Origin of the sequence: Niallia sp. Sow4_A1 (assembly GCF_052116745.1) — a bacterium.
GTDB classification, from domain to species: Bacteria; Bacillota; Bacilli; order Bacillales; family Cytobacillaceae; genus Niallia; species Niallia hominis.
Genome location: NZ_JBQKKM010000024.1, coordinates 1 through 23,982, shown reverse-complemented (window position 1 = coordinate 23,982; position 23,982 = coordinate 1). Strand labels below are relative to the sequence as shown.

The 23,982-nt window shown below is 37.2% G+C and carries 21 protein-coding genes and 2 other annotated features; of the genes, 12 read left to right on the top strand and 9 right to left on the bottom strand.

What is annotated here, in order from left to right; translation table 11 throughout:
- Window positions 1-25: 25 nt before the first annotated feature.
- From ACTQ5K_RS14295 to ACTQ5K_RS14275, 5 genes are all read right to left on the bottom strand, one after another.
- Window positions 26-2,872 carry a DEAD/DEAH box helicase gene (locus tag ACTQ5K_RS14295; RefSeq protein WP_235251359.1) on the bottom strand — a complete coding sequence of 949 codons (2,847 nt, stop codon included), beginning with the start codon at window positions 2,870-2,872 and terminating at the stop codon, window positions 26-28.
- Entirely contained in the window at window positions 2,859-4,472 is a 1,614-nt protein-coding gene (locus ACTQ5K_RS14290) for an SWIM zinc finger family protein (RefSeq protein ID WP_441994015.1), read from the bottom strand. Before ACTQ5K_RS14290 ends, ACTQ5K_RS14295 begins: the two co-directional genes overlap by 14 nt.
- A gap of 401 nt (window positions 4,473-4,873) precedes the next feature.
- Complete coding sequence (locus ACTQ5K_RS14285; protein ID WP_441994014.1) at window positions 4,874-5,977, bottom strand: LysM peptidoglycan-binding domain-containing protein; 1,104 nt, start codon at window positions 5,975-5,977, stop codon at window positions 4,874-4,876.
- Window positions 5,978-6,275: 298 nt separating this feature from the next.
- On the bottom strand, window positions 6,276-7,148 hold the full coding sequence (locus ACTQ5K_RS14280) for a helix-turn-helix domain-containing protein (protein WP_268817839.1): 873 nt from the start codon (window positions 7,146-7,148) through the stop codon (window positions 6,276-6,278).
- A gap of 430 nt (window positions 7,149-7,578) precedes the next feature.
- A complete protein-coding gene (locus ACTQ5K_RS14275; RefSeq protein WP_048717357.1) occupies window positions 7,579-7,959 on the bottom strand; it encodes a thiol-disulfide oxidoreductase DCC family protein in 381 nt (126 codons plus the stop codon).
- A 245-nt stretch (window positions 7,960-8,204) separates the two neighbouring features.
- Here ACTQ5K_RS14275 and ACTQ5K_RS14270 point away from each other — a divergent pair, with 245 nt between their 5' ends.
- The 3 genes from ACTQ5K_RS14270 to ACTQ5K_RS14260 all read left to right on the top strand — a co-directional run bounded on the left by ACTQ5K_RS14270 (window position 8,205) and on the right by ACTQ5K_RS14260 (window position 13,328).
- Window positions 8,205-10,205 carry a penicillin-binding transpeptidase domain-containing protein gene (locus ACTQ5K_RS14270; RefSeq protein WP_441994013.1) on the top strand — a complete coding sequence of 667 codons (2,001 nt, stop codon included), beginning with the start codon at window positions 8,205-8,207 and terminating at the stop codon, window positions 10,203-10,205.
- A 409-nt stretch (window positions 10,206-10,614) separates the two neighbouring features.
- Window positions 10,615-12,030: a SpoVR family protein gene (locus tag ACTQ5K_RS14265; protein WP_031536685.1), complete on the top strand. Its 1,416-nt coding sequence runs from the start codon at window positions 10,615-10,617 to the stop codon at window positions 12,028-12,030.
- 278 nt (window positions 12,031-12,308) lie between these two features.
- Complete coding sequence (locus ACTQ5K_RS14260) at window positions 12,309-13,328, top strand: homoserine dehydrogenase (RefSeq protein WP_342395205.1); 1,020 nt, start codon at window positions 12,309-12,311, stop codon at window positions 13,326-13,328.
- Between the two features lie 60 nt (window positions 13,329-13,388).
- Here the strand turns inward: ACTQ5K_RS14260 and ACTQ5K_RS14255 are convergent, their stop codons facing one another.
- Window positions 13,389-13,571, bottom strand: a complete 183-nt coding sequence (locus ACTQ5K_RS14255; RefSeq protein ID WP_251628637.1) for an aspartyl-phosphate phosphatase Spo0E family protein — start codon at window positions 13,569-13,571, stop codon at window positions 13,389-13,391.
- A 570-nt stretch (window positions 13,572-14,141) separates the two neighbouring features.
- Here ACTQ5K_RS14255 and ACTQ5K_RS14250 point away from each other — a divergent pair.
- On the top strand, window positions 14,142-14,849 hold the full coding sequence (locus ACTQ5K_RS14250) for a YwaF family protein (protein WP_031539896.1): 708 nt from the start codon (window positions 14,142-14,144) through the stop codon (window positions 14,847-14,849).
- 208 nt (window positions 14,850-15,057) lie between these two features.
- Here the strand turns inward: ACTQ5K_RS14250 and ACTQ5K_RS14245 are convergent, their stop codons facing one another.
- Entirely contained in the window at window positions 15,058-16,029 is a 972-nt protein-coding gene (locus ACTQ5K_RS14245) for an exonuclease domain-containing protein (RefSeq protein ID WP_251628638.1), read from the bottom strand.
- A 247-nt stretch (window positions 16,030-16,276) separates the two neighbouring features.
- Between ACTQ5K_RS14245 and ACTQ5K_RS14240 the strand changes: the two genes are divergently transcribed.
- The 3 genes from ACTQ5K_RS14240 (at window position 16,277) to ACTQ5K_RS14230 (ending at window position 18,022) form a co-directional block, all read left to right on the top strand.
- Window positions 16,277-16,717: a C40 family peptidase gene (locus ACTQ5K_RS14240; protein WP_251628639.1), complete on the top strand. Its 441-nt coding sequence runs from the start codon at window positions 16,277-16,279 to the stop codon at window positions 16,715-16,717.
- Between the two features lie 221 nt (window positions 16,718-16,938).
- Window positions 16,939-17,814: a DMT family transporter gene (locus ACTQ5K_RS14235; protein ID WP_109769507.1), complete on the top strand. Its 876-nt coding sequence runs from the start codon at window positions 16,939-16,941 to the stop codon at window positions 17,812-17,814.
- Between the two features lies 1 nt (window position 17,815).
- Entirely contained in the window at window positions 17,816-18,022 is a 207-nt protein-coding gene (locus ACTQ5K_RS14230) for a hypothetical protein (protein ID WP_031539902.1), read from the top strand.
- A gap of 109 nt (window positions 18,023-18,131) precedes the next feature.
- Here ACTQ5K_RS14230 and ACTQ5K_RS14225 read toward each other — a convergent pair whose 3' ends face one another.
- The gene (locus tag ACTQ5K_RS14225; protein WP_192840967.1) at window positions 18,132-18,296 is read right to left on the bottom strand and encodes a hypothetical protein; all 165 of its coding nucleotides are present in this window, start codon (window positions 18,294-18,296) and stop codon (window positions 18,132-18,134) included.
- 136 nt (window positions 18,297-18,432) lie between these two features.
- On the opposite strand from ACTQ5K_RS14225, the gene ACTQ5K_RS14220 reads away from it, so the two are divergent.
- Window positions 18,433-19,482, top strand: coding sequence for an SDR family oxidoreductase (locus tag ACTQ5K_RS14220; RefSeq protein WP_396953884.1), 1,050 nt, complete (start codon window positions 18,433-18,435; stop codon window positions 19,480-19,482).
- Between the two features lie 368 nt (window positions 19,483-19,850).
- On the opposite strand, the gene tyrS is transcribed toward ACTQ5K_RS14220, so the two are convergent.
- A complete protein-coding gene (gene tyrS / locus ACTQ5K_RS14215) occupies window positions 19,851-21,095 on the bottom strand; it encodes a tyrosine--tRNA ligase (protein WP_441132453.1) in 1,245 nt (414 codons plus the stop codon).
- A 59-nt stretch (window positions 21,096-21,154) separates the two neighbouring features.
- Window positions 21,155-21,387 (bottom strand) — a binding site (T-box leader).
- A 265-nt stretch (window positions 21,388-21,652) separates the two neighbouring features.
- Window positions 21,653-21,899, top strand: a binding site (T-box leader).
- Between the two features lie 57 nt (window positions 21,900-21,956).
- Between tyrS and ACTQ5K_RS14210 the strand changes: the two genes are divergently transcribed.
- The 4 genes from ACTQ5K_RS14210 (at window position 21,957) to ACTQ5K_RS14195 (ending at window position 23,971) form a co-directional block, all read left to right on the top strand.
- Window positions 21,957-22,955: a tryptophan--tRNA ligase gene (locus tag ACTQ5K_RS14210; RefSeq protein ID WP_441132451.1), complete on the top strand. Its 999-nt coding sequence runs from the start codon at window positions 21,957-21,959 to the stop codon at window positions 22,953-22,955.
- A gap of 45 nt (window positions 22,956-23,000) precedes the next feature.
- Window positions 23,001-23,225 carry a hypothetical protein gene (locus tag ACTQ5K_RS14205; protein WP_441132449.1) on the top strand — a complete coding sequence of 75 codons (225 nt, stop codon included), beginning with the start codon at window positions 23,001-23,003 and terminating at the stop codon, window positions 23,223-23,225.
- Complete coding sequence (locus ACTQ5K_RS14200) at window positions 23,188-23,643, top strand: hypothetical protein (RefSeq protein ID WP_441994012.1); 456 nt, start codon at window positions 23,188-23,190, stop codon at window positions 23,641-23,643. Before ACTQ5K_RS14205 ends, ACTQ5K_RS14200 begins: the two co-directional genes overlap by 38 nt.
- A 187-nt stretch (window positions 23,644-23,830) precedes the next feature.
- Entirely contained in the window at window positions 23,831-23,971 is a 141-nt protein-coding gene (locus tag ACTQ5K_RS14195) for a hypothetical protein (RefSeq protein ID WP_251628650.1), read from the top strand.
- Window positions 23,972-23,982: the final 11 nt, after the last annotated feature.

Below are 23,982 nucleotides of genomic sequence, written 5' to 3'. Positions count from 1 at the left end.
GCAAAGAAAAAATCCGGTCGAGCTTTTAAAGCACGGCCGGATTTTCATTTAATGATACTAAATCCTTCAATTCATCTGTTGTTAATTCTGTCATCCAATTTTCATTTTGGATGATTTGATCGTTTAATGATTGCTTCTTCTCAAGCATCGCATCGATTTTTTCTTCGAGTGTTCCCGTGCAAATAAGCTTATGGACATGCACAAAACGAGTCTGGCCAATACGATATGCACGGTCAGTAGCCTGATTTTCAACAGCTGGATTCCACCAGCGGTCATAATGGATAACATGGTTGGCTGCTGTTAAATTTAATCCCGTTCCTCCTGCCTTTAAAGAAAGAAGGAATATCGGGAATTCGCCATCCTGAAACTGTTCAATAAGGCGATCACGCTGCTGTTTGGACATGCTGCCATTTAGGAATGGCACATCCACTTTGAATTTTTTCTTCATCATTTGTTGAATCATATGTCCCATTTCAATATATTGGGTGAAAATAAGGCAGCTTTCTCCTCTTTCCAAAATTGTATCTGTCAGCTCAGCTAATTTCTCCATTTTCACAGACCTATCTAGTAAGCTGGTCGGTGTCGGTTCCTTTAAATAAAGAGCAGGGTGATTGCATAGCTGTTTTAACTTACTTAACATTTGCAAGACAAGCCCTTTTCGCTCAAAACCAGATAGCTGCTCAATTTGCACAAATGTATCGGTTACTAATTGTTCATATAAGGCAGCTTGCTCTGGTGTTAGTGGACAATATTCCTTCTGCTCCAGCTTATCAGGCAGATTTAATGCAACATCTTCGTCCTTTTTCGTTCTTCTCAGTAAAAATGGGCGGATAAGCGTCTGCAATTGCTGAATCTGTTCCGGTTTATTTTCTTTTTCAATTGGAATCACAAAGCGTTTTTGGAATTGACCAAGACTTCCTAAATAACCGTGATTGGTAAAATCAAAAATAGACCAGAGCTCATTCAGGCGATTTTCCATCGGCGTTCCAGAAAGGGCAATATAATGGGTGCCATTTAGTTTTCTAACGGCTCTTGATTGCTTTGTCTGCGCATTTTTGATGTTTTGCGCTTCATCAATCGCGATGGTGCTCCATGTAAGCTCTTCAAAGTTTTGTAAATCAATATGAGTCAAGCCATAGGAGGTTAAGACAACATCTGATTCATTTGCTTTTTTGATAAAAGCATCATCCTTTAAACGACTCGCTCCATAATGGAGATAGATATTTAAATCAGGTGCAAACCGTTCTAATTCTTTTTGCCAGTTGCCAAGTACAGAGGTTGGGCAAATGATAAGAGCAGGAGTCTTCTGCTCCTTTTCTGTTTCTTTCACTTTTAATAAATAAGAGATGAGTTGGACCGTTTTTCCAAGCCCCATATCATCTGCTAAAATTGCTCCAAATCCATACTTTCTTAAAAAAAGTAGCCAGCTCATACCAAGTACCTGGTAGGCGCGTAAATCTCCCAAGAAGCTTTGTGGAACTTCCTCCAATGGAAGATTTTTAATCTCTTTTAATTGATGAATCATTGTTCGCCATTGTCTATTTAGCTCAATTTGGATTTTAGCAAATGTCTTTGGATTTTCAAGCTCATCATTTTGGTGTTCCTCTGCTTGCATTAATTCCTGTTCGATAATATCACGGACATGCAGACCTTCTTTTTCTGCCTTTTTCATTAAATCCTGAATTTGACGAATAAAGGCAGGGTCTAATTTTATCCAACGCCCTTTAATAAAGACTAGGCGACGTTTTTCTTCTACAAGCTTATTGAATTCATCTTCCGAAAGAGTAACGCCATTCATAGAAAAGCGCCAATTATAGTCAAGCATCGCCTGAAGTCCTACGAAGGATGGACGATGACTTGCGTTCGATACCTTGGCTTTTACTTTCAGATTTGCCGATTTCATTGCTTGCCACCAGGAAGGAAGAAGTATGTCCACACCAAGTGCCAGAAATGTTTCACTTGCTTCTGATAAGAAAAGCCATGCTTCTTCCTCTGTTAATTGGTTGGTTATGCCTTTCTTCCCTTTTAGCCATGGAAAAAGAAGGAGCCAGCGCTGTTGTTCTTCCTCTATATAAGAGGAGTAATCAAGCCATTTCTTTGGCATGTTGCCCTCATCATGAATATCTACGACAAGCTCTGGATTATCCTTGGATTTTAAGAATAAATCCAAATCCCATGGTGTATCGATTTCTGTTGGCTCATCTAAACGAATCCCTAATGTAAAAGGACAATCATTTTCTTTTAGCCCCATCCATTCCTGCCATTTATCTTCCGTAAAATAAGCGGAAAGCTGTTCAGAAGGAATATTTGCGTTTTTTAATGTGTCGATTCTTTCATGGAAGCTTTGTTTTGTTTCTTCACGGTCTTCTAAATAGTGATTAAGAGACTGTTGGAACCATTTATGAATAAGATCTTTGTTCGTTTGTCCTTCTAATTCCTCGCGAAGCCCCATGTCCCAGAAACTTGGATCAAACTCATCAATCACTCGATGTGGAAGGGACCATTGGAAATTCCCTGTTTCCCATTGACTGAAATCTGGAATCCACTCCTTATGCTTGATAGCTTCGAGTATACTTGGAGCTGCAGCTAAGCAAACTTGTGCCGTATCGTTCCAATCCCATTCGATATAGCGATTAAATCCTTCCGTAGCAAGTAAGGTAACAAGCTGCCAGCCGCTGACTAGTACTCCTTCTACCCCATCTATCTTGACGGTATCTAAAATAGTGCCATAATAGCTTTCTTGGTGCTGCTGAAAAAGAAGCTTTTTCCAATAGTTTGGATAAAGGTAGTACTCCTCTACTTCACCTGTTAAAAAAAATCCGCTATTTTCATAATAATGAACATTTATTTTCAAATAATTAGTTTTCAACATGGATTAGTTTTCCCTTTCTACATTCTTCATGAAAGGCTCTTAATCGTTTTGTGCGCTCTAAGATAACCAGTAAGAATTGCTCGAATTCGGCTTGCTTCTTCATTTTTTTATAAAGGGTGCGCAACTTCTTTAATTGACGGACAGCGATTCGATAATGCTCTCTATTTTTCCCGTCAATATGCTCTTGAATAGAACGGTGATATAAAGAAAGCAGTAAAGAATGATCATACTCCTGCAATAGTTTTATTTGCTCTTTATAGAGATTATCTAGCCCATATCCCATCATTGTAAATAAATCGATCCATTTATCAAACTGTTTTTTTTCATACAGAAAATCCTCGTATTTGCGATAGCTGTATGGGAGTGTATGAATATAAGCCTTTTCCAATAAATCCTCTTTGTTTAATGCTGTGCAGTAAGGGAGAATCGCTCGCAATGCCATTTGCGTAAATTCATAGCAAAACTCGTCATCCTCATCTGCAGATAGGTAATTTTTCAATTCTTGTATAAACGCAGGAACGTATAATTCCATTCGCTTCCACGATTTCCGGCTCGACAAATAATCGATCCAATAAAGCATATAGGTTGTAATCTGAGAATCAAGAGACTGAATCACTTTAAGGGCATCTACATCTTTTTCGAGCAGAATTTCCAGATGGATAATCGCGACATTTTCAGAGAATGCCGGATTCTTATTAGCTAAGAGCTGTTCCAATTCATCTTGTCTCCAGCTCTTAGTAGCAAAAAGATTTGTCCACATAAGTCGATAAAGCTGTATACACTCAAATGTTAAAATGGGTTGAATTGTAAGGACTGCACGCAAGTCGTCCTTTAAACGAATTAAAAAGTTATCAAACGCAAAGGGAAAGGTGAAGTTTGATAGCTTATAAAGGTTATCCTCAATGCTGTTCATTAAATCTTGAAAAAGATGACGATAATAGCGATTAATTGTTTGGGAATTATGATCAAGGTTTTTGCTGAGTGTTAATAATTGTTTAAAAGTGAATACTTGGGCGATGACTAAATAAAGGAGCTTCCACTCTGTTTGAAGAGGGGCGGCAGCTTTTATCTTTCGCATATAAATGTAATACGTTTCTGCAATCATATATGGTTTGTTTTCATTCGTTTTGATAAGCGATTGGAAACTCTTTTCAAAGGTTTCAATCCAGTCTTCGTAATTTGGCTCTTTATCCTCTGTTTCTTTCAATAAGTCACTTGCTCGCATAATGCCGAGATTCTTTAACGTTTCCGCCTTTTGAATTGGTTTTCGCCAAGCTTCTAGCCAAGTGGATACTTTCCCAACTTGAGCAAGTAAATAGAAAAAAAGGGCAAGCTGATGGCGGCAAAAGCCTTCTGCCTGACAAGTACAAGAGCTGTATTGAATATAATCCAAATCCAATGTTGCCTTTACCGGTGTAACGTCTTGAATCATTCCGGTAACAAGTTCATTGGAAAATTTCACTTGATAGACAAAGCTTTGTCTGTACAAGAGAAGTCCCTTTTCTACAATGTTTTTCATTCGGGGATCATTTGCATCCAATATATTCATTAAGTTTTCTGCACAAAAATTCAATGGCTCTAAATATTTTTCTAGAAGCATAATGTACCCCTCCCATATTCGTAAGAACATTTATTGGTATTAGTAATTTCTTTGTTGTCTTTTTGTGTTTTCTTATATGACGCACGAAAAAAGTCCATTCATTAATTATAACGCTTTTTGTGAGGAGATGGTAGGGGACATAAGAAAGAGGAGGTTCCATCCGTTTGGAGTGAGATAGAAGAGGAATAAGTTTATAGGAAGCAGAAATGGGGAACAAAATAAGGAGAATTTAGCTCGCTTGTAAAGATGATGGGAGGAATAGGAGGATAGGAGTTGGAAAGAGAAATAAATGCTCGAATGGGGTGAGGATATGATCCCAACCACTAACCCCTCAATCTGCCCCACCCTTCCCAACAAAAAAGGCTGTCCATTTAGACAGCCCCAATTAATCACATAATCTACTAATATAAACGTTTAAAACTATCAAAATGCTCTTTGTAATAAGAGTTATCTAAGCTTGTCACTCGAACACCGCTTGAATCAGCATGGATAAATTCATTATTGCCAATGTAAATTCCTAAATGAGAGATACCTTCTTTATAAGTGTTTTTAAAGTAGACAATATCTCCAATGGATGGCACATCTACATAATAACTGCGATCAAAGTAGCCTTCTGCAGAATAACGAGCGATCGATTTCCCACTTTGGTTTAATACATAGTAAACAAATCCGCTACAGTCAAAGCCGGCAGTTGTAGAACCGCCCCAAACATATGGAAGGCCAATAAGACTTTTAGAAACAGAAACTACCTTTGAAGCATAGGATTGTTCATTATCGCCATTATTAATAAAGGTTGGAGTACTAGAAGAGGAGTCAGTATTCCCTGTATTCGTAACCTTTTCAGAGGCTGTAACCTTTAGTTTTTGTCCTGGGAAAATCAAATCAGATTTAAGATTATTTAATTGCTTAAGCTGACTAACAGACATTTTATAAGAAGACGCAATTTTACTTAATGTATCCCCGCTTTTAATTGTATAGGTGCCTGTAGAAGTAGTTGTATTTTCTTTAACAGTTGTATTGCTGTTGCTGCTAGAATTTCCAGATGAATTAGGTGTAGAAGTATTGGAAGAAGAAGTTCCCGGCTTAGAAACATATAGAACATCCCCTGGATAAATAAGTGTGGATGTTAGCTTATTCCATTGCTTTAATTCGGCTAAAGAAATAGAGTGCTTATTTGCTATTTTAATAAGGGAATCCCCAGAAACAACTTTATATGTTTTTGCAGCAGAGCTGGTCTTTGTGGAAGATTGGCTCGTTGTAGTAGTCGTTTTACTGCTGTTAGTAGACTTTGAACTATCTGCAATTGTTAATTTTTGATTAATTAATATTAAGTCTGATGAAAGTTTATTAATCGACTTTAACTCATTAACAGTCGTATTGTAGGTCTTCGCAATCTGTCCTAATGTGTCCCCTTTTTTTACTACATAAGTACTAGCTGAGGCGTTCGCTGCAAAAGTGGTTGACAGAATCGCGGTAGTGGCCAATACTGTGACTTTCTTCTTCATTTTTTATCACTCACTCCTAATGAATATACTATAGTATACCTATATTACCATATCCTATCAGACTATTGACCTTTAATTTTGCGAAAAAAGATAGAGTTTTAGGAAAATAGGTAAATTATCATAGATAATTAAGGATGGGACGTAAGTTATCGTTGGAAAGAACTGTTTCGAGGTATTGATAGAAATGGACCGGTTATATTGGGGTGAGTGAGAGGAATTGAAAAAGGATTGCTCCCGGACATCCTTTATTCACAAGTGATGTGTGTAAAAGATGAATGAGACAATCCTTGTAGAACTATTACTTTTGCCAGTTATTTATTTTGTTTTGAATATATTCTGTATACCTGTTATCTTTCACTAGTTGAAAAATCATTAGAGCATCTTTCATATATTGAGTAGCTAGTTCAAAATCCTTTTGTAATTCGTAATTATATCCGATATGATAGTGAAAGTGAGCCAACAGGTAAAGGTTATCCTGCTGGACAGCCCAATCGATCGCTTCCTTGCAATAAGCAATGGAGGCATCATATCGTGACTGATCTGTTAATGATTTAGCAATATTAAAATATAATCTACTTTTAATCGTATTATCTTGTAAATAGGGAAGCTGATTGATTGCTTTAAACGCTTGTTCATAAATGGTTAAGGAATTATCGATGAAGCCTTCCTCATAGTAAAAAATCCCTTTGCTAATATAGATTTCTAACTCTCTTTCGGTATAAACCGTATCAAAGGTAAGGTCAATTGCTTCATTAATAATTTTTAAGGCTCGATTAAAATCTCGTTCGATTTCATATGTATAAATGGCCTTATGCCAAAGTAGCATTTGATAGTTTTTCTTATGGTGGGTAAATAAAGGATTTTTTTCTTCTGCTTTTACAATTTGTTTAAGCGTATGGTAATCAGTATTTCTTCGTGCCGCCTTTAATTGACGAAGGGTTTCATCTACATAATCCAGTCTTGGTGTCGTGCCAATATCAAAGAAATAATTCACATCTACTCCCAATCGTTTAGAAATGAGATAAAGAGTAGAAGACAATGGAAGAACTTCTCCTTTTTCAATCTTACTTATCTGGGCCTGTGTACATATATTATGAGAAAGCTCCTTTTGTGATAATCCCATTTGCTTTCGTAATTCCTTGATTTTTTCTCCAACCGCTGAAAAATCCAATTGATCCACTCCTACTTAGAAAAGCATACCTTTTTTTATGAATATTCCTAAAGTTATATTTTGTTGTGATTTTTAGGGAAAAATGGTGTGAAATGCCGCAAAATGACGAAATATCCTTAAAAATAAAGAATTCATCTATCTATATAATATGATTTAATTAATTTTACCGCAATATATTAAGAATATTTTTGCTATTTTAGATGTGCCCACCTACGCCTTCTAATTATTAGCATCATTTGAACTTAATTGAGCATGTTTAATAGAAATCGTCATTTCTATTAAACCCCAATATCTGTTTTACGAGTAGTCCTTTTATCTCCAATTTTCTGCCGTTTTCTGTGTGAAAGCGGTCTTTTTTTATTTCCGGCAATCTCTATAATAAGAAATATCAGCCAAAAAGAATGCATCTAATAATACGTAATAATGGTTCTTATAAAAATCGCTTTTTCATATCTTCTGTCGGAAGCATGCAAGATTCTTGTTTGCCAAACCATTTATAACGATTTCTAGCAATATAGCGATAAAGAGGATTTCTTATGAAGGAAGGGATTATTTTTAAAATAGTTAGAAGTCTCCATCCATCTGAAAGATGCCGGCATATTTCTAATGCTGCATCAGATTCTACATAGCTTTTCCCCTGTTTAATAAGGACAACACTATTCACATCAGAAAGATGATGTTTTTCAAGCAAGCTTTTTCCAACATCGCTTTGCAAGGAAGCAAAGGAAAATTGGCTATTTAGATCTCTTTTAATAATAAATTGCACACTCCAATTGCATAAATTACAAACTCCGTCAAATAAGATAATCACATTATTCCTCCTACAAAAAGGTGGCTATCATTAGCATGTATTGTAGCAAATAAGGATGAAAAAGTATCTATAAAATGTGAAACTTTCCCTATTTCTTTTCGTAATAGAGTTATTATTTTTTTGGGAGGATAATAATATACAGGTAGTAGACAGAGAATAAAAAAATAAACTTTTCAGGTAATTCTTTTTCCGTTTTTATGAAAAAATGGTACGCTAGTAGTAGTAGATTAGAAGGGGAGATAGGAATGAAAAAGAGATGGATGCTTTTACTGATATTAATACTGGTAGCAGTGGCAACAGGATGCAATAAAAATGAGCCTACCCCAGATGAGCGGCTATCACAATATATAAAGCTTTGGAATGATCAGAAATTTAAGGAGATGTATGCTTTTCTTTCCACAAAGGCGAAAGAAAACATCTCAGAAGACGATTTTGTTTCCAGATACGAAAAAATCTACAAGGATTTAGACATCAATGATTTAGAGATAACCTATACAAAACCATCGGAAGACGAGAAGTTTGATAAAGCAGAACAAGCAGAAATTCCGTTTTCAGTAAAAATGAATAGCATGGCAGGCGAAATCAGCTTTGACAATGATGCTACATTGGTTAAAGAAGAAAGAGAGAAAGACGAGAACTGGTATATAAATTGGGATACTACTTTTATTTTTTCAGAATTAGGTCCTGACGATAAAATCTCTGTTAACACGATTCAAGCAGAGCGCGGCAGTATTGTCGATACCAATGAAAATCCACTTGCAATGAATGGTGTCATCTATGAAATTGGACTTGTTCCAGAGCAAATGGGAGATAATCCAGATACAGTTATCAATGAACTAGCAAAACTCCTAGACATAAAAAAAGAAACCATTCAAAAGGCATTAGATGCAGACTGGGTCCAACCGAGCTTTTTTGTTCCAATTAAAAAGGTTGCCACAGGAGATAGTGCTTATTTGGAAAAACTATTTGCATTACCTGGTGTTCAAAAACAAGATACAAAAGGCAGAATTTATCCATTTGGAGAAAGTGCTGCCCATTTGATTGGCTATATTGGCAGTATTACAGCAGAAGAGCTAGAGGAAAATGAAGGAAAAGGCTATTCAAGCACAGATGTAATTGGAAAAAGAGGCTTAGAGCAAGTACTAGAAGATCGATTAAAGGGATCTAATGGCGAACAAATTTTAATTCAAAAGGCAGACGGTAGTACAGTTACATTAGCGGAAAAAGAAGTGCAAAATGGCGAAAACATCAAATTGACGATTAATGCAGATTTACAAAAAGAAATATATGAAAAAATGGATGGAGAAGCAGGTGCTGCAGCTGCAATCAATCCATCAACAGGAGAAACACTTGCGCTAGTTAGCAGCCCAGCATTTGATCCAAATAAGATGATTGTTGGCCTTACAACGTCAGAGAAGGAAGCATATGACAATAATAAGCTAGACCCTTTTACTAATCGTTTTAAAAATAACTATGCACCTGGTTCTGTCCTGAAGCCTCTTGTTGCTGCAGCTGCTTTAACAGAAGGTGTAATTACTCCAGAACTGGAAAGAAAGATTACCACAAAACAGTGGCAAAAGGATAAATCATGGGGCGGCTATTATATAACAAGAGTGCATAGCAGTTCAGCACCCGTAAACCTAGCAGATGCTCTTCTTTACAGTGATAATATTTACTTTGCCCAAACGGCACTCGATTTAGGGAAAGAAAAATTTGCGAATGAACTAAAGAAATTTGGCTTTGAAGAGACATTTCCTTATGCATATCCAATTGAAACATCTACTTTTGGAACATTAGATACGGAACAGCTATTAGCAGACTCAGGCTATGGTCAGGGCCATGTGGAAATGAGTGTCATTCATCTTGCTACAGCGTATACTCCGTTTGTTACAGGTGGAAACCTCATGACCCCTGTATTATTGGATAGCGAGGAGAAGAGCAAAGTCTGGAAAGAAAAGATCATGGACGAATCTGTTGCTAAGACGATTTCTGATGATCTCCAGCAAGTAATTGAAAATCCCAATGGTACGGCACGCGCTGGAAAAATAAGTGGAAAAACATTTGCTGGAAAAACAGGTACAGCCGAATTAAAAGAGAAACAAGGCGAAAAAGGAACAGAAAATGGCTGGTATGTTACCTATGATAAAGACAATAAGGACCTTTTAATTGCAATGATGATGGAAGGCGTCCAAGACAAAGGAAGTTCCGGATACGTCGTCAAAAAAGTGAAAGAGATAATCGAATAAGGGGAAAAGGAGTGTTCGAATGGAATGCTCCTTTTTTATTTTTGAGGAAAGTTGGAACTTAAGTGAGATAAAACCCGAAAAGTTTAGGAGTAAGGGGAAAAGTTGTGTTTATAAAGGGGGCTGAAAACCAGAATCCGCTGGACAGGTAGGAAAAGTGGTGTTCAATAAGCAAGTGAACGCCGAAACGAAAGCAAAAGTAAAACAAAAAAGCACCGCAACACTAGGATATCCCAAAATAGACTAAAATCCACGAAAAGCAAAACCTCCTAAAAATATCCATCTTACTAATGCCTAATCTCCGTCTATCCGATTAATAAAAACCAACCTCTAGCGCAATTTCTATCTAATTTACTCATGATTCACTTCTTCCTTTCATACATTAGTTTAAACGGTGAAAGGAGAGAGCGGAATGAATGAGGTAGAACAAAAGGAATTAGAATATGCCATTGACGAAATTACTGAGATTGCTTCTGGATTTGGACTAGACTTTTATCCAATGAGATATGAAATTTGTCCTGCGGATATCATTTATACATTCGGTGCGTACGGAATGCCTACTCGATTTTCCCATTGGAGTTTTGGAAAACAATTTCATAAGATGAAGCTACATTATGATTTAGGTTTATCAAAGATATATGAATTAGTCATTAACTCAAATCCGTGCTATGCCTTTTTGCTTGATAGTAACTCGTTAATCAATAATAAACTAATCGTTGCCCACGTTTTGGCGCATTGTGATTTCTTTAAAAATAATGTTCGTTTTCAAAATACGAAGCGTGAAATGGTCGAAAGCATGGCGGCAACGGCTGATCGGATTCGCCAGTACGAAATCAAATATGGAAAGCATGAAGTAGAAACCTTTTTGGATGCGGTATTAGCGATTGATGAACATATTGATCCAAGCTTGATGCGGCCAAAATTAGCATGGTCGATGGATGATGTGGAATTTGTGGAGGAAGAGGAAATAACCAGTACTCCTTATGATGAACTATGGGGATTAGATGATCGAAACAAGCCAAAAAAGCAAAAGAAAAAGGTCGCAAAGAAATTTCCGCCACAGCCAGAAAAGGATTTACTGCTATTTATCGAAAACTTTAGTAGAGAGCTCTCTGATTGGCAAAGGGATATTTTAACGATGATGCGAGAAGAAATGCTCTATTTCTGGCCACAGTTAGAAACAAAGATTATGAACGAAGGCTGGGCATCTTATTGGCATCAGCGAATTGTAAGGGAATTAGATTTAACAAGTGCAGAAGCAATTGAATTTGCCAAGCTAAATGCAGGAGTAGTACAGCCGTCTAAAACAGGCATTAACCCCTATTATCTAGGATTAAAGATATTTGAAGATATTGAGGATCGTTATAATAATCCAACAGAAGAAATGAAGAAACGGGGAGTTAAACCAGGATCAGGGCGGGAAAAAATGTTTGAAGTACGTGAAATAGAATCAGATATTTCCTTTTTAAGAAACTATTTAACAAAGGATCTTGTGATGAGAGAAGATATGTATCTTTTCCAAAAACAGGGCAGAGATTATAAAATTGTTGATAAAGCTTGGGAACAGGTGCGGGATCAATTGGTAAGCATGCGGGTAAATGGAGGCTTCCCATATATTACAGTCAATGATGGAGATTATAACAAAAATGGGGAGTTATACTTAAAGCATGGTTATGAAGGGATTGAACTAGACTTAAAATACTTAGAAAAGGTGCTTCCATATATTCATCAATTATGGGGAAGAGGCGTTCATATCGAAACAATAGTAGAAGATAAAAAACTTCTTTATACTTATGATGGCAAAGCAATGCACCGGAAATATTTGTAGGAGGGACAGACCCATAGTGCTTGAACGCGCTAGGGTCTCTTCTTTTAATTATCCAAATTAAATGATGATTTATTAAACCATTTACATATCTAAGTTTAAGGGCGGTTACCACTACCCATCAATAGCTAACAGTTTTCAGTGCCTCTCTAATAACACGGTTAAGTCTACGAAAAGTTACAGCAAATTAACTGAAATGAAAATATTTAATCCAAAATAAAGGAAATACCTTCAAAAAGAAAGAAATCAATAGAAAGAAAAGGAAAGAAAGGAATAAAGCTGTGATGAAGCAAAGAAAAATAGCCATTACCGGGTATGGAACGGTTGCCAAAGAATTTGTCGAGTTATTGGATCAAAAAAAAGAAGAACTTGTAGAAAAATATCATACGGAATTTAAAGTAGTTGGAGTCATCGGATCTATCGGGATGATTTATGAACCGGACGGCTTAAATCTTTCTGTATTGCATCAGTTGCCAAAAGGGTCTCTAGGAATTTCGCAATATGCTAGTAGGAAAGATTTATCGATTGAATCCCCATTGCTAAAAGGGGATATTCTACTAGAATGTACACCTACCAATCTAGAAACAGGCGGTCCGGCCCTTTCTTACATGAAACAAGCCCTTGAGGCAAAGATGGATATTGTTTCTGTGAGCAAAGGAGCACTTGTCCATTCCTTGCCAGAATTACTAGAGAGAGCAACTGCAAATGGACGCCAAATTAAATATAGTGGGGCAACAGCAGCTGCACTACCAACATTAGACATCGGTGAATTTAGCTTGGCTGGAAGCAATATTTTATCGATAAAAGGAATTCTGAATGGAACATCCAATTTTATTTTAACAAGTATGTCAGAGGGGAATATAACCTTTGGAGAGGCACTACATCAAGCACAAGAGAAGGGGATTGCAGAGAAGAACCCTGATTTAGATATTAAAGGACTTGATAGTGCCTGCAAAATTTTACTGTTGGCAAATGGATTATTTCATACGAAGTTAACATTAAAAGATATGGCAATAGAGGGAATTGAGAAGATTACAAAAGCGGATATGCAGCGGGCAAAAATAAATGGGTGTGAGTGGAAGCTTATTGCAGCAGCAAAAAAACAAGGAGACAGGCTTATTTTGCAGGTCAAACCAGAAATTCTTGCTCCTGAAAATCCATTGATTCATGTAAAAGGGACAAATAAAGGAATATTGTTTGAAACAGAGGAGATGGGAACAATTTGCTGTGTGGGCGGTGCCTCTCATCCTAAAGGAGCAGCGGCGGCAGCCTTAAAAGATATGATTAATCTCATTCGCTAAGTTAGAGAGTGGAATCGAATCGGTTTAGTAGGAGTCTGAACGAGGTGTATGCATACTTATCTATTTTTGGGCTATCTTTTTTTGATACATGACAATATATGTATCTAGCAGCTCGCTTATTCGTATGGTATTGGGATCATTTAAGCCTTTTTCAATCCCGTATTTAAGCAATTTGATTTTTAAAAGATCGATTGTGTCCAATAATTCACAAACATTTTCGACGTTTATTCTGGAAAGTGCCATTTTATGATGCTCCTACCTTTTATAGATTGCTTATACTATTCTATCAAATAAAATTGGAAATATTAAGCTCTTTTTGAATAAAATTTACAAAAATGTGGGGAGATGGCTTTATATAGGCTTGGAGCTTACATGGACGAAAAAACAGCGGAATACAAAGAAAGTTTGGAGGATACGATGATTTTCGTAAAAGTGTTTGCTATCAAATCAGTGTGGCCTTTGTTAATCTTCGTAGGTTAATGGGCATTTGACACATCTCCTCTTTAAAAGGGAAATGTCAAATGCCCATATTATTAGGGATAAATTAACGTATTCTTCAATTTATTTTTCCGAAACAATGCTAAATAAATATTCAAGGTAGGATTCTAATTCAAATTTATCTTTCTCAATAAAGTCAGTCACCGCAGAATTTGTTTGTATTTTCATTGTAATCCTCTCCTTTTGAAATTGATTTTCTTATCAGTAGTATTTGTCTATAATATTCCCAAACTATTAAACTTTTATACCTAGTTTGCAAAAATAATTTGGAAAAAATACTTTTTTGGAAAATACCAGAAAGGAGAATTTGCTTAAATGAATGGATGGTACGGGCATCTGTATGAGGATTTCCCCTTTGAATTATTTTCTATATCTCATCTAGCTATGATAGGGATACTTTTCATTGGGGGAGTTTTGCTTACTATTTTTCGAACTTACATCCGAATACGAAGCAGTTTATTTCGGTCTGTGTTTTTCGTATTATTATTCGGTCTAGAGGCGATGTACCATTATTGGATGTATAAGGATGGGTTATGGGATGTTGCTTTTATGCTGCCGTTCCATCTTTGTTCCATCAGTTTAATCCTTTGTTTATTGCTTCTGCTAACTAAATGGGAGCTTGTATTTCAAGTAGTTTATTTTAGTGGTATTATTGGCGCATCAATGGCAATCTTCACGCCAGAATTATTTTTAGGTTATCCCCATTTCCGCTATTTCCACTTTTTTGTCACGCACATTCTTATTATATGGACTTGTCTGTACTTTGTGCTTGTCCATCAGTATAAACCGACAAAAAAAGGACTAGTTTTGTCCTTTCTTTTTTTAAATAGCAGTGCAGCGCTAACCTGGATAGTCAATCGTTTAACAGGGGGCAATTATATGTTTTTAGCATACAAGCCTGCAAACAGCTCCTTATTAGATTATTTAGGGCCATATCCATATTACTTGTTGATTCTTGAAGTAGTAGCACTTGCATTGTTTTTTCTCTTGCTTCTGCCTTTTCAACTTAGAAGGAAAAGGTAAAGAGGCTGTTTTTTAGAAGATGTTTATTTTTCAATAGGAAAAATAACTTAATTAGTGACACTGAGCAGCCTGAATACATGTAGACTCCTATGGGATTAGCGAGAAAGGTGAGACCCCGCAGGCGTGCCGAGGAGGCTCACCGCTCGCCCCATGGAAAGCAGAGTGTATTCAGGCTGCGGGTCATAGCAACAAACTTCACGAAATATCCTTAATGATTAACTCGCTCTTTTTTCAAAAGCGCTAAAAATTGTTGCTCGTTAATAATTTCAATTGGTTTTCCTTTTGCTTGTAAATCATAGGCTTTTTTCTCTTTTGAACTAATGCCTTCAGAGCCAACAAGTTTTTGATCCTGTACACCTACAACCAAATAATCGGTTTTGCTGCTTACACCACTTTTAATGACGCCACCAACGTCTACAACTTGTTGCATCGCGTCTTTCCTATCAAGGGAATGCAAGTCTCCAGTAAAAACTAGATTTTTTTGATAGAGTGGATGATTTTCATCAAATGAGTCAGTTGTAGGCGAAATTTCTGATATAGAAACGGAATTGAATTGTTTAACAGGCTTTCTTTTTGCAAAAGTTGTTGCTCTTCCAAAAGTAGTTTGTGGCTTTAATTCTGAAAACAGTTTAATGGGAAGTGTAGGATAAGAAGCACAGTAATTAGTTAATGAATCCTTTTTTCTTGATTCAATACAAGCAATCACGAGCTCCGCACATGCTCTAGCATCAGAACCTGCATGGTGATGTTCTTCCATCGCGATGCCAAAGTATGAGGTGCGATCCTTTAAAGATTGCCCAATCTTTGCTCCTCTTGTTGCCCGATTACTAATAGGAATACTGCAAATATAGGGAAAATCAGGCTTATCCAATTGATATTTTTCCAGACAACAATAGAGTACACTCATATCAAACTGTGCATTATGTGCGATGATTGTATGGCTGGAAATGTCCTCTTTTATCATTTCCCATACTTTCGGAAAGCTTTTCGCATCTTCCACATCTTTTTCTGTTATCCCATGAACGGCAATAAACTTTGGATGGAATGATAGACTTGGGGGTTTTATTAAAAAATATTGTTCCTTTACAATGGCGTTATTTTCCACATAAGCTAATCCAATCGAACAAGCACTAGCCATATCAGCATTTGCTATTTCAAAATCGATAGCAATAAAATCCACTGTTTACACGCTCCCTCTATTTTTCTACTAGTATATCATGTTACGACTTTTTCTTCGTAAAATAAGAATAGCTAAGCAAGATGAATATTATGGAACAGAAGGAATATTATTCTTATATAATAATGTAATAGACTTGTAATCTAATTTGCATATAGATGTAACCTAATTATCTGAATAATATGAGAAGATAAATTGGTTGATAGAAGGAAGCCTTGGAAACTAATCTTTACGTAAATGAGGTCACTAGATGAAAAAGATTATTGTTTTGTCACTCCTTTCATTTGGATTATTTTTTAGTGGGGTATTTAGTACACAGGAAGCAAGTGCTGCTTCAAAAAAGTCAGTTGTTACTGTTGCAAAAAACTATATTGGTACCCCTTATAAATATGGAGGAACTACTCCAAAAGGATTTGATTGCTCCGGTTTTGTTGTCTATAGCTATAAAAAAGTAGGCAAGTCGTTGCCAAGAACAACTGCGAGTATGTATAAAAAGGGGAAGAAAGTAAAAAAAGCGAACTTAAAAAAGGGAGATTTAATCTTCTTTGAAACATATAAAAAAGGTGCATCCCATGTCGGTATATACATAGGAAGTAATAAGTTTATTCATAGCTCTTCTTCAGGAGTAAAAGTGGACAAGCTATCCAACTCCTATTGGAAAACAAAATATTATGGCGCAAAAAGAATTTAACCCTTTCCTTTGGATAGGGTTTTTATTTGTTTTTAGAGAGTTGCGAGGGGTGGACAATAAATCAGGATTTAGGATCATATCACTGTTGTTACTTTTTAATAGAATTTACTATATAAGGGAAAAAGAGCGTGCTATCGTATTTATTAACACTACACTTTTCTATATGATAGAGAAATAAGCAAAAAATACTAGCAGTGTGAAAACAGCAGTGGGGGAAGAGTATGAACGCAACAGTGAAATTTGCATTATCGATGGCGATATTTGGTTCGATTGGCTATTTTTCCGCGAAAGCGAATTTGCCATCTATTGAATTGGTTTTTATTCGGTGTATTTGTGCATGTGTGGTGCTAAGTATTGTCTATCTTTTTTCAAAGAGAAAAAAGGAAGAGATAGAGAAAAAGGAGATTGGCTATAGTGTGTTTTGTGGCGTATTTCTTGTCGTGAACTGGGTATTTTTCTTCCGTTCCTTTGAACATATGTCTGTAACAGTTGCCGTTTCGATTTATCATTTGGCACCAGTACTTGTCGTTTTATTAGGAAGCTTTCTTTATCGAGAAAGGATTACGTTTAAATTAATGCTAACGGTGATTATTTGCTTTATCGGAACGTTATTGGTCGGGGGAATGCAGGATTATCTGTCTATTGATGAGCTGATGTCTGCTGGATTGCCATGGGCTTTTGGGGCTGCGTTATTCTATGCGTTAACGACATTGACAGGGAAGAAAATTGCTAAGCTAAACCCCGTTATAACAACCATTATTCAAACAAGTGTCGGCATCATTATGCTCCTTCCCTTTGTAAAATGGGATTATTTTCTTCATCTAACAGGGGAAAACTGGTTTTATATTTTATTAACAGGAATTATCCATACTGGCTTCGTGTATTATTTATTTTTCAGCAGCTTGCCGAAACTATCTTCTGGATCTATTGCCGTTCTCGTGTTTATCGATCCAGCAGTTGCGATTTTTATGGACATTGTATTAACAGCGTATCGTCCGGATATTTTCCAAGTTATCGGCATTGTGCTTATTTTTTGGGGGCAAACGAGGGCTGCTTTTAAACGCAAAATAAGTGAAGTAAAAGAGGAGGTTTTCTGACTTGGAGAAAAAATATGGGGAACATACAATCAATCAAAAATTAGATGCTGTAGAAGTTTATAAGGATCCTAGAATGGTCTTAAGAATAAAAAAGAGTAAAGAGGAAGCGAGTGGGGTGACAATTGAATTACATAATACCCTTAATGGCCGTTTAAGCTATGATTTACCAGTAGATTTATTAAAGAAGATAATATCTGAGATAGAATGAAAAGTTTTGATTGCATTTCAAGAGACTCCAGTCAACGAACATTCTCCAATAAAAAATTATTCCCAATCTTTTTTATTGGAGAATGGTTGATTAGTAAGTTTGGATACCTTCAAAGCTTCGGAAAATGCATTTCATAAATCGGCTTTTTATAATAAGGTGGTCTCATCGTTGTTTTTGGCATCGGCCATTTATGATTGATATACGTCATGTTAACCGTATCTTTTGATTGTTTCATGAGCAATAATTTTAGTTTTGGATTAAATTCATATCTCATTCAATACCCCTCCTTCCTTTAACGTATTCAGACTTCCTAAAAAGAGAGCTTTCCCTTTTTTGCATAGTAAATAATTAGGCACCAAAATAGCAGCGTAACATAGGATAATTTACTACTAATAAATGGAGGGGTCTGTATGTCCTTTTATGTGAATGATCCGAGAGATTCGATGTATCAAGTTCCGGAAGCATATTATGAATTATTAGAAAAACGAAATCATCAATCGGAAAAGCATATCCAGCTTACCGAAATCCAAGAACTTTTTGAAGCAAATAAGCAAACCAATCCATATCCGCTCTATCCGAATTACGGAAAAGTAACAAAGTATGAAGAAATTCCGATTAATTTTCCTGAGAATAGACAGCTCCGTCAGCCAGGGTTAGAAAGCTATATGGTTCCCAAACCGATTATCGAAAATGACCACTACATAGGAAGTGGAAAGCTAAAAGGGAAAGTGGCGTTAATTACAGGGGGAGACAGTGGAATTGGTGCAGCTGCTGCGATTGCCTTTGCAAAAGAAGGGGCAGATGTGGCGATTGCTTATTTAGATGAGCACGAGGATGCAAATCGTACGAAAAGAAGAATCGAAGAATTAGGGCAGCAATGTCTCTTATTGCCAGGAGATTTACGGAAAAAGAAGCAATGCATTGACATTGTGGAGAAAACGGTAAGAACGTTTGGAAAGTTGGATATTCTTTGTAACCATGTCGGTATTCAATTTCAACAGGCGAAATTAACGGATATCACAGATGAACAATTTGATAATACATTCAAGGTTAATATTTACTCCCACTTTTATACAACAAGAGCAGCACTTCCTCATTTAAAGCCGGGAAGCAGCATTATTAATACGGCTTCTGTTGTTGCATATGCAGGGGAACCACTGTTAATTGATTATGTTGCTACAAAAGCAGCAAATGTCGGTTTCACTCGTGCCCTTGCGAGAAGCGTTATTAAAGATGGAATACGAGTAAATGCAGTAGCACCAGGACGAATTTGGACACCGTTAATTCCAGCTAGCTTTTCTTCTGACCAAGTTGCCGTTTTCGGTACTGATAACCCAATGCAAAGAGCAGCACAGCCATTTGAATTAGCTCCAACGTTTGTCTACTTAGCTTCCGATGATTCTCGTTTTGTAACAGGGCAAGTCCTCCATGTAAATGGGGGCGAAACAGTAAGCTCGTAATTAGTGAGGCTGGGACATAAACATTTCAGTTAACAATAAATACGAACGATTATACGGTGAGTTTGTGTAATCGTTCGTATTTATATTTTAGAAAAAGATTTAAAAATAAAGTGAAATGGAGCGGAGGACGGTCGACTCCTGCGGGAAATAGAGGAAAGGCTGAGACCCCGCAGGTGCGTGCCGAGGAGGCCCAGCTTCCTCCCCGGCGCATCGACCGTCTGTAGCGCAATGGAACGACTTAGTTTTTACACTTGAATATATTTAAAACCATAAATAACTAATATGAAAAAGTAGCATATTTAAGAGCCAAATTAGAGATTGTTCGTCTTTAAAGATTAGTTATTTAGATTTGTCCCAGCCTCTGTATATTATCCAAGCAACTTTACAAATTTTCTTTTTCCAACTTGGATAATTATTTCATTAGGGATTGTGACCTCAAGTTCCGTATCCTCAACCTTTTCTCCATTAATCCGAACTCCTCCATTTTGAATCATCCTCTTTGCTTCACTTTTGGAAGTTAATAGATTTAAGTCAACTAGAAGCTGGATGAGCGATTCAGGATTTTTTCCAGTCCAATGGATGGTCGGAATGTCATCTGGTAAGGAGCCTTTTTGAAAAATAGTGATGAATTGCTGCTCTGCTTTTTCGGCGGCTTCTTCTCCATGGTACATCCGGACAATCGTTCTTGCCAACAGCATTTTAGCGTCTCTAGGATGAAGAGAACCAGCATGTAAATCCTTCTTGATTTGCGTTATTTCAGCAAGCTCAATATCTGTAATAAGCTCAAAGTATTTGCTCATTAATGGATCAGGGATAGACATTGATTTTCCATACATTTCAGATGGGCTTTCATCGATGCCGATATAGTTTTTCTTCGATTTCGACATTTTTTCAACACCATCTAACCCTTCTAGAAGGGGCATTAATATCGCAATCTGCTTTTCTTTCCCAAACTTCTCTTGGTAGTGGCGTCCCATAAGAATATTAAAATGCTGATCAGTTCCGCCAAGCTCAATATCTGCCTCTAACATCACTGAATCATAGCCTTGCATTAACGGGTAAAAAAATTCATGCAAGGAAATCGATTTTCCATATGCTAACCGCTCTTCAAAATCATCCCGTTCTAGTAAACGAGCAACCGTTATTTTTCCGGCCAGTCCAATGACATCTTCGAAGGAAAGGGAAGAGAGCCATTTAGAGTTATAATGAAGTTCGACCTTTTCCATGTCCAATACTTTGCCAAATTGTTCAAAATACGTTTTCGCATTCTCCTTCACTTCTTCATCTGTTAGCTGTTTTCTTACGGATGACTTGCCAGTTGGGTCGCCGATCTTTCCAGTGAAATCACCGATTATTAGTTGAATCGTATGCCCGTTGTCTTGAAATTGACGGAGCTTATTCAGGACAACTGTATGGCCAAGGTGAACATCTGGTGCAGACGGATCAAGACCGAGCTTTACCTTTAAAGGTGTATTTGTGACAAGGGACTTAGCGATTTTTTCTGCGAGTTCTTCTGTTGGGATTATATCTTGCACGCCTTGACGATAGACATCTAGTTGCCTCTGCATTTCTTTTTTCTGGTCAACTGTTAACTGTTCAATAAATGGACTCATCTTTCTTACTCCTTTCGTTAAATTAATGATAAAAAAAACAAAAAACCACGCCCCTAAAAAAAAGGGACGTGGTTGCTTTTATGCACGTGGTACCACCCTAATTGAAGAATATTGACTATTCCTCCACTCATTATGGGTAACGGCTCATCCGTTCTTCGCTAATGGAATAAAATTCTTTCACAAAGAATGCTCCTGGAGGTAATTCGCGTCTATTTTTGTGTCAATTTACACCAACCATTGACTCTCTAATAACAGGGAAATAGGCACTACTGATTCCAATCAAAGCATATATATAAAGACATTATAAACAAATTTATCAAGTTAGTACTAACTTTATAAAGATACTAACAGATACAATTCGGAAATTCAAGAGGCAATTTTATATTCCTTTGAAAAAATTTTGTTCCCATATCAAGTAAAAAAAAGTGATTTTTTGTACGTTTTTAAGCCATTGGCTCCGCTTCGTGCCATCTGGAATTGGCAATCCATAAAATCATTTAACAAGAGTGAAATACTCTTGACCTTTTTTCCCATATAATTTACTATATAGCTAATATAAAAGAGCGATGAGGAAGAAGAGTAAGCAATGGAAATGTGTAAAGAGAGCTGATGGTTGGTGCGAATCAGTACGGATTGATTGCTGAATGGGCTTCGGAGCTACAAAGCTGAACAAATAGTAGGCTGCGCGGAATGTCTTACCGTTAAAAAAGACAAAGTATAAGAAACGGCTTTGTTTCTGTACGGATAAGTGCGTTTATTTTTATAAACGAATAAAGGTGGCACCACGGGTTACTCGTCCTTATTTACAGGATGGGTAGCCCTTTTTGTGTTGCTTTAAAAATATAAGAGGAGGATCAGAAAATGAAAAACATCGTCTTAACTGGAATTAAGCCAACGGGCCAGATTCATTTAGGTAATTATATAGGTGCCATTAAGCCAGCTTTAAAGCTAGCGGAAAATGACGAGGATCAGGCGGCTTATTTTATCGCAGATTATCATGGATTAACGAAAATTCATGATCGAGAAACATTTCGAACATTGACATATGGAGTTGCGGCAACATGGTTAGCGCTTGGATTAGATCCGAAAAAAGTGATTTTTTATCGCCAATCCAATGTTCCCGAAATCTTTGAGTTGAACTGGATTTTAGCTTGTTTTACTCCAAAAGGGCTGATGAACCGGGCCCATGCTTATAAAGGAATTGTCGACAGTAATAAACTAGCAGGAAAAGATATAGATGATGGTGTAAACATGGGGCTGTTTACGTACCCAATTTTAATGGCTGCTGATATTCTTGCATTCCAGGCAAATATGGTGCCTGTCGGCAAAGATCAAATTCAGCATGTGGAAATTGCACGAGATATTGCCGAAAGCTTTAATCATCAATACGGGGAAACCTTTGTATTGCCAGAATATATTGTGGATGATGACACGAGCATCTTACCAGGGTTAGATGGCCGAAAAATGAGCAAAAGCTATCATAATACGATCCCGCTTTTTGAAGAGCCAACAAAATTGCAGAAGCTTATCAATAAAATCAAGACAGATTCCTTGCCTCCAGAAGCGCCAAAAGATACAGAAACGTCTATTCTGTTTACTTTGTATAAAGAGTTTGCAAGCGTGGAAGAAACGGAAGAGATGCGTAAAAGATACGAAAATGGCGTCGGATGGGGAGAAGTCAAAAAGGAATTGTTTTATGTCATGAATCGCTTTTTAGAAGAACCCCGCAAAAAATATAATGAATTAATGGCAAACCCGGAGCAAATAGATGCCATTCTTGCAAAAGGAGCAGAAAAAGCGCGCGCCAGAACCTTGCCAACTTTGGAAGAGGTGAGAAAGCAGCTTGGGGTTTCGCGGTGAGTGGGGAAGTTTTAAGAAAGAGTGGTGAGAGGTGTAAGGAAGAGAGTGGAAGTTTTAAGAAAGAGTGCCAAAGTCGCAAGTAAAAGAGTGGAAGTCGCAAGTAAGAGTGCCGAAGTCGTAAGTAAAAGAGTGGAAGTCGCAAGAAAGAGTGCCAAAGTCGCAAGTAAAAGAGTGGAAGTCGCAAGTAAAAGTGCCAAAGCCGCAAGTAAAAGAGTGAAAGTCGCAAGCAAAAGTGCTAAAGTCGCAAGCAAGTATGAAAGCCGCAAGTAAAAGAGTGGAAGTCGCAAGAAAGAGTGCCAAAGTCGCAAGTAAAAGAGTGGAAGTCGCAAGTAAGAGTGCCGAAATCGCAAGTAAGAGTGCCGAAGTCGCAAGTAAAAGAGTGAAAGCCGCAAGCAAGAGTGTCAAAGTCGCAAGCAAGAGTATGAAAGTCGCAAGCAAAAGAGTGGAAGTCGCAAGCAAAAGTGCAAAAGGCGCAAGTAAAAGAGTGAAAGCCGCAAGCAAGAGTGCCAAAGTCGCAAGTAAAAGAGTGGAAGTCGCAAGTAAGAGTGCCGAAATCGCAAGTAAGAGTGCCGAAGTCGCAAGTAAAAGAGTGAAAGTCGCAAGTAAAAGAGTGGAAATCGCAAGTAAGAGTGCCGAAGTCGTAAGTAAGAGTGGAAGTCGCAAGCAAAAGTGCCAAAGCCGCAAGTAAAAGAGTGGAAGTCGCAAGCAAAAGTGCAAAAGTCGCAAGTAAAAGAGTGAAAGTCGCAAGTAAGAGTGGAAGTCGCAAGTAAAAGAGTGGAAGTCGCAAGTAAAAGAGTGAAAGTCGCAAGTAAGAGTGGAAGTCGCAAGTAAAAGAGTGGAAGTCGCAAGTAAAAGAGTGAAAGCCGCAAGTAAGAGTGCCGAAGTCGCAAGTAAGAGTGGAAGTCGCAAGCAAAAGTGCCAAAGCCGCAAGTAAAAGAGTGGAAATCGCAAGTAAAAGAGTGAAAGCCGCAAGTAAGAGTGGAAGTCGCAAGCAAAAGTGCAAAAGTCGCAAGTAAAAGAGTGAAAG